Origin of the sequence: Stenotrophomonas sp. GZD-301, assembly GCF_049310345.1 — a bacterium.
Taxonomy (GTDB): Bacteria; Pseudomonadota; Gammaproteobacteria; order Xanthomonadales; family Xanthomonadaceae; genus Stenotrophomonas.
In genome coordinates this window covers 1-12,265 of sequence record NZ_JBMOWY010000054.1, presented here as the reverse complement: position 1 = coordinate 12,265, position 12,265 = coordinate 1, and the positions used below count along the sequence as shown (strand labels likewise).

Sequence of the window (12,265 nt, the reverse complement as noted above, 5' to 3'; positions counted from 1 at the left end):
GCCGCCGTGGCGGCGCTCAGGGCACCAGTGAGAACACGTGCGCCGGTGCGGGCTGGCCGTCGATGACCAGGCGGTTGCGCGCCACGCCCTCGCGCAGCGCACCGGATTTCACCGCCACGCGCTCGCTGGCCAGGTTGCCCACCGCCACGACAATCTCCACCCGCTGCAGGTCGAGCGGCCCGAACGCCTGGACCGCCAGCGCGCGCACGACACGGGTGGCGATGCCCTCGCCCTGCCGCGACTGCCGCACCCAGTACCCCAGATTGCAGAACCGGTGATCGTGCCGGATGGCGTTCAACCCGGCACCGCCCACGAATGCGCCGGTGGCCAGGTCGAACACCCCGTACTCGTAGGCCGTGGTCGCTGCGCGGCCGCTGCGGCAGGCCTGGAACCACTGCAGCGCCTGCTCCACGCCGTAGTCGGTGGAGCACCACGGCATCCAGCGCCGCATGCCGTCGGCCGATTCCCGCACCGCCGCGGCGAACGCGGCGGCATCGCCATCTTCGAACGGACGCAGCAGCAGTCCGTCGGCGAGAAGCTGGCTGTCGTCCATGTCAGCCCCTCTCCGTCACGCGCCGTAGCGGCGCAGTTCCCAGGCGCGGTGGATGCGCGGGTTGCGCTCGAAGTCATCGCCGATGGTCTCGGCGGAAATCTCCTTGCACTCGGCAAATTCCTTGATCGCTTCTTCGTCCAGCTTGAAGCGGCGGAAGTTGTTGGAGAAGTACAGCACGCCTTCCGGGCTCAACCGTGCCACGGCCGCCCGCAGCAGGCGGACGTGCTCGCGCTGGACGTCGAAGTCCTCGGCGCGGGCGGAGTTGGAGAAGGTCGGCGGATCGCAGAAGATCACGTCGAAGCGGTGCCGCTCGGCTTCCAGCCACGCCAGCGCATCGGCCTGGATCAGCTGATGCTGACTGCCGCCCTTGCCGTTCAGCGCCAGGTTGTCGGCACACCATTGCAGGTAGGTGCCGGACAGATCCACGCTGGTGGTCGACGCCGCACCGGCTACCGCCGCCTGCACGCTGGCCACGCCGGTGTAGCAGAACAGGTTGAGGAAGCGCTTGCCGATCGCCTCCTGGGCCATGTGCCAGCGCAGCGGGCGGTGGTCCAGGAACAGGCCGGTATCGAGGTAATCGAACAGGTTCACCCGCAGCAGGGCGTCGTTCTCGCGCACCAGCACGAACTCGCCGCGCTGTTCGAAGCGGCCGTACTTGCTGCCGCCCTTGCCACGCTCGCGCGACTTCAGTGCGACCTGCTCGGCCGGCACCTGGAACACCTCGCGCGCGGCCGACAGCAGCTCGTTGCGGCGGCGGCGCACATCGACATCGGGAATGGTCGCCGGTGCCGCGTATTCCTGCACGTGCAGGAAGGTGCGGCGCGCGCCGGCGTCCTCTTCGTAGACGTCGATCGCGGCGGCGTACTCGGGCAGGTCGGCGTCGTACACGCGGTAGCAGGTGATCGCCTCGCGGGCACGCCAGTTCTTGAACTTCTTGATGTTCTTGCGCAGGCGGTTGGCCACCATCTGCGCGCCTTCGCTCAGCTCACGTGGCTGGCCGGCGTTCTCGCGCTGCGGCACCGCGATCGGATCGCAGACGATCAGCGCGCATTCGATCGCGCCGTTGAACAGCTGGTACTTCTTGTTGGCGCGCAGGCCGGTGGCGAAGGCCAGGTCGGCACTGCCGCACAGCAGGCTGGCGCGCCACTGCGGCACCGCGCGCTTGAGCGCATCGCCGAGGCGGCGGTACAGCACCGCATCGGCGGCCAGCCGCTCGTCGTACGGCGGGTTGCACACCACGCAGCCGGTTTCCTGCGGCGGCACCTGCATGTCGGCCACATCGCGCACGCCAAACCAGATCGCCTCGGCCACACCGGCGGTCTCGGCGTTTTCCTTGGCAGCACGGATCGCATGCGGATCGATGTCGCTGCCGTGGATCACCTGCTTGAGTGCCGCACGCCCGGCCGTCTCTCGCGCGCGCGCGTCGGCCATCAGGGAGTTCCAGGCATCCCGGTCGAAGCCCAGCCAACGGCTCGGCGGAATGCTGCCGTGGCGCTGCAGGCCCGGGGCGACGTCGGCGGCCATCAGCGCGCCTTCGATCAGCAGCGTGCCGCTGCCGCACATCGGGTCGAGCAGGCCACCGCCTTCGGCATGGATCTTGGGCCAGTTGGCGCGCATCAGCACGGCCGCGGCCAGGTTTTCCTTCAGCGGCGCTTCGTTCTGCGCCATGCGCCAGCCACGGCGGTGCATCGGGCCACCGCCAAGGTCGATGGAGATGCTTGCCCGGCCCTTGCGCAGCGACAGGTTGATGCGCACATCGGGGAACTCGGTGTTCACCGACGGCCGTTCCAGGCCCTTGGCGCGCAGGCTGTCAACCACGCCGTCCTTGACCCGCTGCGCGGCGAAGCGCGCGTGGGTGATCTCGGTCCCGGACACGTGCGCGTCCACCGACAGGGTCAGCTCGGGGCTGATGTGCCGGTCCCACGCCATCGCCGACACGCCCTGGTACAGCGAGCCTTCGTCCGGGCAGTCGAACTCGGTCAGCGGCCACAGCACGCGGCTGGCCAGGCGCGACCACAGCACCACCTTCAGCGCCTGCGGCAGCTCGCCCTCGGCGTTGACGCCGGCGATGGTGGCGGTGGCCTTGTCCAGGCCGAGCGCCAGCAGTTCGTCGGCGAGCAGGTACTCCAGGCCCTTGGCGCAGGAAACAAAGAATTTCACGGAATCGGTATCGCAGGTCAGCGGAAAGGGGGTGCCCACCGGGCACGGCAAGCGGCCCGGCGCGGGGCCGGGACGGCCATTGTACGGTAGAGCCGGGCCCTGCCCGGCTGGCAGAGAGCCTGTGTTGCCGGTAGTGCCGGCCGCCGGCCGGCTCCCCAGTTCACTCCAGCGACTGCAGCAGGTCCTCGAACGCCCTGGCCGAGACCTCGACGTGGTTGTTCAGCCGATGCCCGTCATCCACCAGCAGCAGGCGCGCCGAGCGGGCCTGTGCCCAGGCGATGACCTGTGCCGGCGGAATCAGTTCATCGTGCCAGGCGTGCACCACGCTGGTCGGCACCGGGGCGGCGTCCAGCGCCGGCATCGGCCCCATCGTGGTCGGCGGCACCATCAGGAACAGGCCGCGGGTGGGCACCTGCAGCGAGGCGATGGCCGAGATGTACGCGCCAAGGCTGGAACCGGCCAGCACCACCGGCCCGCGTGCGGCGGCTGCCGCCGCCAGGCCGGCCAGGCGCTGCAGGCGGGCGCGGACGTCGCCGACGCTGCTCACCGCACGCATCGCGTCCAGGTCGGTGTAGTCGGGGCGTTCGTGGGTCCAGCCCAGGCGCTGGGCAACCTCGGCAAGCGCGGTCACCTTGGTGGCGTCCGGACCGCTTTCGAACCCGTGGGAAAGGATGCAGTGGCCGCGGCTCATGCACGCGCCCTGCAGGATTGGATATGAGCGTTCATGGCGGAATGCTAGCATCGCGCCATGCCCGGCCGCGCCCCGCCCCCGATCGACCTGCAGCCCCTGCCCTATGTGGCACGGTTGGGCGAACGCGCCCCGGCCGACATCGATCTGGTGGTGATCCACTGCACCGAGCTGCCGGACCTGGCGATGGCCCGCGACTACGGCGAGCGTGTGCTGTACGACAGCGGCAGCGGCAACAGCGGGCACTACTACATCGACCGCGATGGCCGCATCGTCCAGTACGTGGCGGTGGACCGCATCGCCCACCATGTCAGCGGCCACAACCCGCGCTCGATCGGCATCGAACTGGTCAACACCGGCCGCTACCCGCACTGGCTGGATTCACGCCACCAGGCAATGGACGAGCCGTACACCGAGGCGCAGATCGCCGCGCTGATCGACCTGCTGCAGCACCTGTGCGACGCGCTGCCCGCGCTGCGGCACATCGCCGGTCACGAATGGCTGGATACCCGCGAGGAAGTGGCCAGCGACGACCCGGAGCGGCGCGTGCCGCGCAAGCGCGATCCGGGTCCGCTGTTCCCGTGGCCAAGGGTGTTGGCGGCGGTGCCGCTGCAGCCGCTGGATGCGAACCGCCCCTGACGCCGGGCGGTGGGTGCCTCAGGGGCCGGTGGCGACCGGGCGGCTGGCATCGCCGACCCAACCGCTCCACGAATCGGCATAGATGCGCGCGCCCTGCAGGCCGGCCACTTCCATCGCCAGCAGCAGGTGGCAGGCGGTGACGCCCGATCCGCACATCAGCACCACCTGGTCCGGATCGTGGGTACCGATCAGGGGGCGCAGCGCGGCCTGCAGATCCGCCGCCGGCCGCAGGCGCCCGTCGTGGACGTTCAACGCGAACGGGCGGTTGACCGCACCGGGGACGTGCCCGGCAACCGGATCCAACGGTTCCACCTCACCACGGAACCGCTCGCCGGCCCGGGCATCCAGCAGCCAGCCGGGCGCATGCTTCAGGCGCGCCGCCACTTCGCCGGCCGAGGCGATCTGGCTGCGATCGAACTGGCCGGGGTACGGCGGCAGCGCGGGCACCTCCGGCACCTCGGTAGTCAGCGCCAGACCGGCGGCCTGCCAGGCGGCCAGGCCGCCATCGAGCACGGCGACACGGCGATGGCCGATCAGGCGCAGCAGCCACCACAGGCGCGCGGCGGCCATGCTGCCGTCCCCGGCGTCATGGACCACCACCTGGGTGTCCGGCCCGATGCCCCACTGCCCCAGCCGCGCGGCGAACGCCGCGCTGTCCGGCAGCGGGTGACGTCCCTGGCCGTGCTTGCCCATGTCGGCCAGATCACGGTTGAGGTCCGCATGCAGCGCACCGGGCAGGTGACCCTGGGCATAGGCCTGCGCGCCGGACTGCGGGTCGGCCAGCGAGAAGCGGGCATCGACCACGCGCACGGCGGTACTGGCGGTGGCACGCGCGTCGAGCACGCGCGCCTCGCCCTGCTGCAGGGCGTCCGCAAGGGCGGCAACATCGACCAGGGTGGTCCAGGGAAGCGGTGCGGAAGTCATTCGGTCTGCTCCAGGCGGCGACGCAGGTTGTAGAGAATGGCGGCGGTAGCGCCCCAGATGCGTTGGCCCGGCCAGCCGTACTCCAGCACGTGGCGGATGCGGCCGCGATGGTCAATCTCCACCTGGTGCAGGTTGGACGGCTCCATCAGATAGTTCAGCGGCACTTCGAACACTTCGGCCACCTCGTCCGGCTGCGGCACGGCCACGAATGCCGGGTCGATCACGGCCACCACCGGCATCACCCGGTAGCCGGTGATCGTGACGAACGGATCCAGGTAGCCAAGCACCTGCACCTGATCGTGCTTGAGCGCGATTTCCTCATCGCTTTCGCGGATTGCCGCGGCCACGGCATCGCGATCGTCCGCTTCCATGCGTCCGCCGGGAAAACCGACCTGGCCGCCGTGATGGCGCAAGGTGTCGGTGCGCCGGGTCAGCAGCACCTGGGCACCGCCTTCGCGTGGAATGATGCCGGCCAGCACTGCCGCTTCAACCGGCGGGCCGGGGGGCAGCAGGTCACTCAGCTCGCTGTGGTTCCAGCCATCGCCGGTCGGCGGCGCATCCAGCGGATGCAGCGCGCGCATCAACCGCGCGTGTTCGGCCAGCGAACCGCGCAGCGACTGCCGCAACTGCTCGCGCAATGGCAGCGTGTGCTGCATGACATGGGTCTGTTCGTGACGGCTCATCGTTCGCCAGCGGGTGATTTCATCCACGGTGCGCAGACACCCCGCGCAGATATCGGCGCTGTCCAGCGCGCAGATACCGATGCAGGGGGTGAGGTTGGCACGCGGGGGATCGTCCAGTGATTGCACTCTGCAACAGTAGCGCGATTGGCAGGCTGGATCGAGAGCACGGATCGCGCAGTGGCTGCAGATAAAAAAAACGCGCCGATGTTTCCATCGGCGCGTTTCTGTGACTGCCTGATCTTACTTGACGCTGATCAGCTTGATTTCGAACTGCACGGCGACGTTCGGCGGGAACGGCGTGCGCGGATCGGCACCATAGGCCTGTTCCGGCGGCAGCGTCACTTCCCACTTCGAGCCAGCCGGCATCAGCAGCAGCGCTTCGCGCATGGCCTTCATTTCGACTTCGCTGACCTTCATTGCCGGGATCTGCTGCGCCGGGCGGGCTTCAGCCGGACGGGTGCCGTACGGGTACGGGCCGGCGACTTCCAGCTGCACGGTGCTGGCCTGGGTCGGCTTGGCGCCGGTGCCGGCGTCGACCACGCGGTACTGCACGCCGCTCGGCAGCGTCTGCACGCCGGGCTTGGCCTTGTTGGCGGCCAGGAACTGGGTGCTCTTGGTCTTGTTTTCGGCAGCGGCCTTGTCGTACTCGGCCTTGGCGGCCTGCGCACGACCCTGCTCGCGCTTCTGGAAGGCTTCGACGGCCGGCTTCAGCTGCTCGGCGGTGATCGCCGGCTGCTTCTTGGCGTAGGCATCCTGCAGGCCCTTCACCACCGAGTTGATGTCCAGCTGCTCGCCGCGCGAGGTGAGCTCAGCCAGATTGTTGCCGTAGTCGTAACCGAAGTAATAGCTCAGCTTGCCCTTTTCGGACGAGGTGTCCTGGGCGAAGGCATTGCCCGTCAGGGCCAGGGCCGCGACGGCGACCGCGATAGAACGCAACTTCATCAAACATTTCTCCAGGGGTGGTAACTCAGGACGCGTTGGGCCGCCCTGAGGCGACGGGTTAGGATAGCCGCCGCAACGTTGAACCGCCACTAACGACGCAAGCTCTGACCTGACTTCGTTTCAAGAGTTCAACCTCACTTTTTTTTAACGTTTTTCCAGGAGCCCCGCCGTGGCCGATTCCCCCCTCGCCGTGACCGATGACGGCGCCATCCGCACCCTCACCGTGAACCGCCCGGACAAGCTCAATGCCCTCGACCGGGCGACGCTGGAGGCGCTTTACAGCGCGTTTTCAGCGGCGGAGACCGATCCGGCCGTGCGCGTGGTGGTGCTCACCGGGGCGGGTCCGAAGGCGTTCGTGGCCGGGGCCGACATCGCCGAAATGAACGGACTCAGCGCGGTTCAGGGTCGTGATTTCTCCGCGCTCGGGCAGAAATTGATGCGCTGCATCGAACGCATGCCCAAGCCGGTGATCGCCCGGATCAACGGTTTTGCGCTGGGCGGCGGCCTGGAACTGGCGATGGCCTGCCACCTGCGCATCGCGGCCGAAACCGCCAAAGTCGGCCAACCGGAGATCAACCTGGGGCTGATTCCGGGCTTCGGCGGCACCCAGCGCCTGCTGCGTCTGTGCGGCCGCGCCGCGACACTGGAACTGTGTCTGCTGGGCACACCGATCACGGCCGCGCGTGCGCTGCAGTTCGGCATCGTCAACGAGGTGGTGCCCGCCGATGCGCTGGATGCGCGCGTGCAGACGCTGGCACAGCAGTTGGCGCAGGCGGCGCCGCTGGCGCTGCGTGGCATCCTCGACGCTGTCCATATCGGCGGCGAGTGCGCGCTGGGCGAAGGCCTGGCGTACGAAACCGCGCAGTTCGGGCTGATGTTCGCTACCGAGGACATGCGCGAAGGCACCGCCGCCTTCCTTGCCCGCCGTCCGCCGGTGTTCCAGAACCGCTGATCATGATGGCCAACGACCCTGCCCTGCCCGCGCGGCTGCTGACGCTGCTGCTGGACGACGACATCGACGGCGCACTCGCGGCCGGCTTGATGGACTACGTGCCGCAGCCCGGCGATGCGCACCGCCTGCCCGGCCATCCGGAGCTGCCCGCGCGCCTGCTGCAGGCCCAGCAGCAGCTCACCCGTGCGTGGGCCGCACGCGAGCGCTACCGCCAGCGCGCGGTCCGCCTGGGCCGCCGTGCGGCCGAGCGCGACGCGCGGCGTGCACCGGCCGCGACCACGCCGGATGCGAAGCCTGCGTTGCCGTCGGCGGCTGCGGCCATCCTTGCCCGCGCCAAGGCCCGCGCGGCCGGGCACGGCGCCTGATGGCCGTCATCAGGAAGGCGGCACCGCGCGCCGCGCGCATGCCCAAGGCCGATGTGATCGAGATGTTCACGCGCCTGCGCGAACTCAATCCGCATCCGCGTACCGAGCTGGAATACAGCACGCCGTTCGAGCTGCTGATCGCGGTGGCACTGTCGGCGCAGGCCACCGACGTGGGCGTCAACAAGGCGACGCGCAAACTGTTCCCGGTGGCCAGCACGCCACAGGCGATGCTCGCGCTGGGCGAAGACGGCCTGAAGAAGTACATCGCCACCATCGGTCTGTTCAACGCCAAGGCGAAGAACGTGATCGCCACCTGCGCACAGTTGATCCGCGACCACGGTGGCGAAGTGCCACGCGACCGCGCCGCGCTCGAAGCGCTGCCGGGGGTGGGCCGCAAGACGGCCAACGTGGTGCTCAACACCGCCTTCGGCGAGCCCGTGATGGCGGTGGACACGCATATCTTCCGCGTGGCCAACCGCACCGGGCTGGCGCCGGGCAAGGACGTGCGCGCGGTGGAGGACCTGCTGGTCAAGGTGATCCCCGCCGAGTTCCTGCTCGACGCGCACCACTGGCTGATCCTGCACGGCCGCTACGTGTGCAAGGCGCGCAAGCCCGACTGCCCGCAGTGCGTGATCCGCGACCTGTGCCGGTACAAGGAAAAAACCGCCGCCTGAACCCCGGCGGCGATTGCCATCTGCACGCAACCCGGCGGTCATCTGCGCCGGGCATTCATGGAAAGCCCTGCTGGGCCGCGGGGTCCGGCGGACGACGGTTTGTCTGAAACTGTCACATTTACGCAATCTTCACTAATTAGCCTGCGCAGCATCTTCCCACCTGCCTGCAAGGCTCCTTTCCATGAAACTGCATCGCCAACTTCTTACTGCGGCCGTGGCGGCTGCGCTGTTCGTGCCGGCCGCTCACGCTGAAGTGGCCATCGACGTGATCGGCGGTTCGGAGATCACCTTCGAAGGCCTGGTCCAGGCCGACGGCAACTGGTTCGACAACGATCTGACCGACCTCAACGGCGGCGATGCCGGCAACGGCAAGGACAGCGAGTTCGAGCTGCGTCGCGCCGAGCTGGTGCTCAAGGGCAAGGGCCCGGGCAATGTGGAATGGGTGGTGGGCTACGACGCCAAGGCCGACAAATTCCTGGACACCAACCTGAAGTACAAGCTGGCCGGCAACGCCAACCACTTCGTGCAGTTCGGCCAGTTCAAGCAGCCCAACAGCCTGGAAGAACTGTCCAGCACCAAGAACAACGACTTCATCTCCAAGGCGACGGTCACCAACACCTACGCGGTGGCCCGCCGCCTCGGCGCCGCCTACAGCATCGGCGACAACAACTGGTCGGTCACTGCCAGCGCCTTCGGCCGCGAGCTGACCCGCAACCTGGCCCACGGCAGCGGCTACGGCGCGCGCGGTACCTGGGCGCCGATCAACGAGAAGGGCCAGGTGCTGCATTTCGGCCTGAGCTATGTCGACTACGACACCGACGCGGACACCCTGCGTGTGCGCGCCCGTCCGAACGCCGACCTGGCCACCGCACGTCTGGTTGACAGCGGCAACATGGTCGACACCGACCGCGTCAGCACGCTGGGCGCCGAAGCGATGTACATCGGCGGCCCGTTCAAGGCCCAGGCCGAGTACTACACCAGCAAGGCCAAGCGCTACACCCGCGACAACTACACCAGCGATGGCTTCTACGTCAGCGGCCTGTGGAACATCACCGGCGAGAGCTGGGGCTACAAGGGCGGCACCCCGACCACCGGCCTGCCGGACGAGCCGGGCCGCGGCATGTGGCAGCTGGGCGCCCGCTACGACCAGATGGACCTCAACGACGGCAACGTCAGCGCCAACCCGGTGGCCGGCCGTCCGCCGATCGTCGACGGCGTGCTGGGTGGCAAGATGAACATCTGGACCGTCGGTGTGAACTACTACTGGCGCTCCAACACCAAGTTCGCCCTGAACTACGTGATGGTGGACAGCAAGAAGTACAACGCGACCTCGCGTACGTTCGTCAACGACGACCCGAACATCCTCGAAGCGCGCATGCAGTTCTTCTGGTAAGACCTGCAGCATCAATGCAACACCAGGGGCGCAGCGCAGGCTGCGCCCCTTTTCGTTGGGCCTGCATGCCGTGCCGCCTGCGTATGCTGTGCGCCACGTTCCCCACGGATGGCCCCATGCGCCCCACCCTGCTGCTCCTGCCTGCGCTAGCGCTTGCAGCCGCCATTCCCGCCGCCCACGCCCAGCAGTGCACGAACGCCGTCGCGGTGATCGAGCATGCCTACGCCGCACGCCCCGCCGACGTGCTTCCCGACCGCGCGGGCTGGCGCCGCGAGCCCTACGCAGGCACCTGCCGCATCTGGCCGGCGCATCCCGAACTGACGCTGCTGGCCGTGCCGGTCTGGAACGACCGCGACAGCCTGCCTGACGCGCCCGACGGCGACCTCGAGCTGATGGTGGTCGACACCGCCAGCGCCACTCCGCGTGCCTGGAGCGTGCTCCGTGGCGCGGTCGACAGCGACGCCGTCCGCTTCGACGGCGTCACCCTGGATACCGCCCGCTACCGCCTCGACGACGCGCACTGGACCTTCGGCGTGCGCACCCGGTTCACGGGCTCGTCCAGCCCCAACCCCTATTCGGAAACCCGGCTGCGCCTGCTCGCCTATGCGCCCGGCCACCTGCAGATGCTGACCCAGCCGATCAGCATCGACATCGCCCAGGGCGAGTGGGACACGCGGTGCGCCGGCGAGTTCCGCACCATCGCGCGGACCCTGGCGGTCGGCCCGCCGCGCCCGCACGGATTTGCCGACCTGATCGTCCGCGAACGGGAGGTGGAGCGACGCAGCGCCCTGCGCGGCGATCAGTGCGTGGACACGGAACGCCCGGCCATCCAGCGCAGCTACCGGCTGCGCCATGACGGCACCGCGTACCCCGTCCTGGACGCGCTCAGCCCGTACTGAGGGGCACCCCCCTGCGCGAAATTGCGTGACGCAGCGCACTTTGTGACGCCGACAACGTCACTGCGCCGGGCGTCGCAGGGCGGTGCCGCACCCTGTCACGGTTGCGTCATATGACAGACGCTGCGCTGTCATCGAACCGTTATGGAATGGGCGCCGGGCGGGACACCCCGCACCGTCATCCATCCCAGGAGCCATCCCGTGATCCACGCCTTCAAGTCGCGCGCCGCCGTTGTCGTCCTCGCCGCGTCGTCCGTGTTTGCCGCCAACGCCGCCGATGTCACCGGCGCGGGCGCCTCGTTCATCTACCCGGTCATGTCCAAGTGGTCGGCCGACTACAGCACCGCCACCGGCAAGAAGGTCAACTACCAGTCCATCGGCTCGGGCGGCGGCATCGCCCAGATCAAGGCGGCGACCGTGGACTTCGGCTCCTCCGACGCCCCGCTGAAGCCGGAAGAACTGGCCTCGGCCGGTCTGGCCCAGTTCCCGTCGGTGATCGGCGGCGTGGTGCCGGTGATCAACGTGGCCGGCATCGCCCCGGGCGCGCTGAAGCTGGATGGCCCGACCCTGGGCAACATCTTCCTGGGCAAGATCAAGACCTGGAACGACCCGGCCATCGCCGCGCTGAACCCGAGCGTCAAGCTGCCGGACGGCAAGATCACCGTCGTGCACCGCTCGGACGGTTCGGGCACCACCTTCAACTTCGTCAACTACCTCTCCAAGGTCAATCCGGAGTGGAAGAGCAAGGTCGGTGAAGGCACCTCGGTCCAGTGGCCGGTCGGCATCGGTGGCAAGGGCAACGAAGGCGTCGCCGCGTACGTCAAGCAGATCAAGGGCGGCATCGGCTACGTCGAACTGTCCTACGCGCTGCAGAACAAGATGTCCTACGCCGCCATGAAGAACGCCGCCGGCAAGATCGTCCTGCCGAGCGACACCTCCTTCGCCGCCGCGGCCGCCAGCGCCGACTGGGCCAGCTCGAAGGACTTCTACCTGGTCATGACCAACGCGCCGGGCGCCGACGCGTGGCCGATCACCGCCACCAACTTCATCCTGGTGCGCAAGCAGCCCAAGAACGCCGCCAACGCCAAGGCGACCCAGGAGTTCTTCCGCTGGATCTACAAGAACGGCGATGCCCAGGCCAAGCAGCTCGACTACGTGCCGCTGCCGGACACCCTGGTCAAGCAGATCGAGACCTACTGGTCGCAGAACCTGAAGTATTGAGGTGCCGTCACGACCCCGGTCGTGACCCACCCCCGGCAGGTATCGCCAGTGGTCGGTACGCTTCTGAACCACCGGACAAGGCAATGGCGGCGGCAGGTCCTCTCTCCCCTGCCGCCGCCGGGGGGGGGGCGGAGGAGTCGCGGCCTTTTTTTTTTCGGTCTCTTCGCCCGGAACC

General features: G+C 68.5%; 13 protein-coding genes. 7 read left to right on the top strand and 6 right to left on the bottom strand.

Going from position 1 to position 12,265, the window contains the following annotated elements; genetic code table 11:
• Positions 1-16 precede the first annotated feature (16 nt).
• The 3 genes from ACO6VK_RS14635 to ACO6VK_RS14625 all read right to left on the bottom strand — a co-directional run bounded on the left by ACO6VK_RS14635 (position 17) and on the right by ACO6VK_RS14625 (position 3,404).
• Positions 17-553: a GNAT family N-acetyltransferase gene (locus tag ACO6VK_RS14635; RefSeq protein ID WP_422508331.1), complete on the bottom strand. Its 537-nt coding sequence runs from the start codon at positions 551-553 to the stop codon at positions 17-19.
• Between the two features lie 15 nt (positions 554-568).
• Positions 569-2,713, bottom strand: a complete 2,145-nt coding sequence (gene rlmKL / locus ACO6VK_RS14630; protein WP_422508329.1) for a bifunctional 23S rRNA (guanine(2069)-N(7))-methyltransferase RlmK/23S rRNA (guanine(2445)-N(2))-methyltransferase RlmL — start codon at positions 2,711-2,713, stop codon at positions 569-571.
• Between the two features lie 160 nt (positions 2,714-2,873).
• Complete coding sequence (locus ACO6VK_RS14625) at positions 2,874-3,404, bottom strand: hypothetical protein (protein ID WP_422508327.1); 531 nt, start codon at positions 3,402-3,404, stop codon at positions 2,874-2,876.
• Positions 3,405-3,461: 57 nt separating this feature from the next.
• Here ACO6VK_RS14625 and ACO6VK_RS14620 point away from each other — a divergent pair, with 57 nt between their 5' ends.
• Entirely contained in the window at positions 3,462-4,040 is a 579-nt protein-coding gene (locus ACO6VK_RS14620) for an N-acetylmuramoyl-L-alanine amidase (protein ID WP_422508325.1), read from the top strand.
• Between the two features lie 18 nt (positions 4,041-4,058).
• On the opposite strand, the gene ACO6VK_RS14615 is transcribed toward ACO6VK_RS14620, so the two are convergent.
• The 3 genes from ACO6VK_RS14615 to ACO6VK_RS14605 all read right to left on the bottom strand — a co-directional run bounded on the left by ACO6VK_RS14615 (position 4,059) and on the right by ACO6VK_RS14605 (position 6,589).
• Positions 4,059-4,964, bottom strand: a complete 906-nt coding sequence (locus ACO6VK_RS14615; protein WP_422508323.1) for a sulfurtransferase — start codon at positions 4,962-4,964, stop codon at positions 4,059-4,061.
• Positions 4,961-5,764: a CoA pyrophosphatase gene (locus ACO6VK_RS14610; RefSeq protein WP_422508405.1), complete on the bottom strand. Its 804-nt coding sequence runs from the start codon at positions 5,762-5,764 to the stop codon at positions 4,961-4,963. Before ACO6VK_RS14610 ends, ACO6VK_RS14615 begins: the two co-directional genes overlap by 4 nt.
• Before the next feature lie 123 nt (positions 5,765-5,887).
• Positions 5,888-6,589, bottom strand: coding sequence for an FKBP-type peptidyl-prolyl cis-trans isomerase N-terminal domain-containing protein (locus ACO6VK_RS14605; protein ID WP_422508321.1), 702 nt, complete (start codon positions 6,587-6,589; stop codon positions 5,888-5,890).
• Between the two features lie 169 nt (positions 6,590-6,758).
• On the opposite strand from ACO6VK_RS14605, the gene ACO6VK_RS14600 reads away from it, so the two are divergent.
• From ACO6VK_RS14600 to pstS, 6 genes are all read left to right on the top strand, one after another.
• Positions 6,759-7,541: an enoyl-CoA hydratase/isomerase family protein gene (locus tag ACO6VK_RS14600; RefSeq protein WP_422508318.1), complete on the top strand. Its 783-nt coding sequence runs from the start codon at positions 6,759-6,761 to the stop codon at positions 7,539-7,541.
• A 5-nt stretch (positions 7,542-7,546) separates the two neighbouring features.
• Positions 7,547-7,906, top strand: a complete 360-nt coding sequence (locus tag ACO6VK_RS14595; protein ID WP_422508403.1) for a hypothetical protein — start codon at positions 7,547-7,549, stop codon at positions 7,904-7,906.
• Entirely contained in the window at positions 7,906-8,580 is a 675-nt protein-coding gene (nth, locus tag ACO6VK_RS14590; protein WP_422508316.1) for an endonuclease III, read from the top strand. The genes ACO6VK_RS14595 and nth overlap by 1 nt, the downstream gene beginning before the upstream one ends.
• 181 nt (positions 8,581-8,761) lie before the next feature.
• On the top strand, positions 8,762-9,973 hold the full coding sequence (locus ACO6VK_RS14585; protein WP_422508314.1) for an OprO/OprP family phosphate-selective porin: 1,212 nt from the start codon (positions 8,762-8,764) through the stop codon (positions 9,971-9,973).
• Positions 9,974-10,089: 116 nt separating this feature from the next.
• Complete coding sequence (locus ACO6VK_RS14580) at positions 10,090-10,872, top strand: hypothetical protein (protein ID WP_422508312.1); 783 nt, start codon at positions 10,090-10,092, stop codon at positions 10,870-10,872.
• 198 nt (positions 10,873-11,070) lie between these two features.
• On the top strand, positions 11,071-12,090 hold the full coding sequence (gene pstS, locus ACO6VK_RS14575; protein ID WP_422508310.1) for a phosphate ABC transporter substrate-binding protein PstS: 1,020 nt from the start codon (positions 11,071-11,073) through the stop codon (positions 12,088-12,090).
• Positions 12,091-12,265: the final 175 nt, after the last annotated feature.